The organism is Mesorhizobium sp. M7A.F.Ca.US.014.04.1.1, from assembly GCF_003998745.1.
GTDB lineage: Bacteria > Pseudomonadota > Alphaproteobacteria > Rhizobiales > Rhizobiaceae > Mesorhizobium > Mesorhizobium ciceri.
Window position 1 is genome coordinate 1 of record NZ_RZRW01001096.1, and the last position, 1,089, is coordinate 1,089.

The 1,089-nt window shown below is 57.3% G+C and carries 2 protein-coding genes; both read right to left on the reverse strand.

Annotated features, from left to right (window positions below):
- Nucleotides 1-498 (reverse strand): MBL fold metallo-hydrolase (locus EOA22_RS34755; protein WP_127390673.1); only part of this gene is annotated, 498 nt, incomplete at its 3' end.
- 10 nt (nt 499-508) lie between these two features.
- Nucleotides 509-1,089 (reverse strand): hypothetical protein (locus tag EOA22_RS34760; protein ID WP_206521506.1); only part of this gene is annotated, 581 nt, incomplete at its 5' end.

Genomic DNA, 1,089 nt, shown 5'->3' on the forward strand with positions numbered 1-1,089 from the left:
GTTCTCTACGATGCCATCGACGCAAATGAGCCGTTTCTGGCGCGCAAGATCGACGCCACGGATGATGTCACCGGGATCGACAGCCACCATCATCCAGCGGAGCCTGTCAGGCAGCGACATCGCCCAGGTCCACTTCGCGATCTCGCGTTCCTGAATGTAGAATTTCGCCTTCGGAAAATCCTCGACATTGCCGAAATGGTCGAAATGGGCGTGGGTGATGAAGACCGTATCGACCTCCTCGGGTGTCAGGCCGACCCCGGCGAGAACCTCCTTTGGGGAGCGCCAGTTCTCGACACCGAACTTGTCTCCAAGGTGCTTTCCATAGTCTTTGTCGTTGTAACCGACATCCACCATGGCAACGTGTCCGTTGCCTTTGATCAGGGCGTAGCAGTACGGAAGTTTGACGTAGCCCTGGTTGTGCGCACCATAAAGAACACCACTTTTGTGGTATTTGGTGACGTAGGAATATTCGAGAATCCAGATCGAATACTGTGACATTATTTCCTCCCTAGACTGATGATAAGCGGCCTTCGGCCCCGCAGTTGCAGCAGGAATGCCTGAAGTCGACCATGGTCATTCCGAAGCGATCCTCGGATGCCGATTGCAGATGCCTGTAAGCCGCCGACAAATTGCCGAGCGGCTCGGCGAGGTCTGGGGTGTTCTTGGCAGCTTGCTGCTCGCGCAAAACAGTGAGGCAGGTGCCCACGAGCCTGTGTGCGCTGATCAACTGCTGCAGATGCACATTAAGGCGAGACGTTGTCCGCAACTTTGAAAGGCGTTCGCGGAGTTCGTCGAACAATTCCGCGGCACTGGCGATAGACGGAAGATCGAGCACTTCGCGGCGGCCGCTTGCCTGCAGCAGGATCATCAGGCCAGCGACCTGCCCGATTAAACGCTTAAGACCGTTGTAGACCTGGCGGGCCTCGAGACCATAGGCGACCACCTCATCCGCCACACCTTCAGGCAGAGACAAGGCCGCGACTTCGCGAGCGGGGCCAAAGCCAGCACAGTCCGGGCCATGAATTTGCGCCGCCCAGTCCAGCATCGACAGAGAAGACTTATTGCCTGCCATCGATGGCCCTCGTGGTG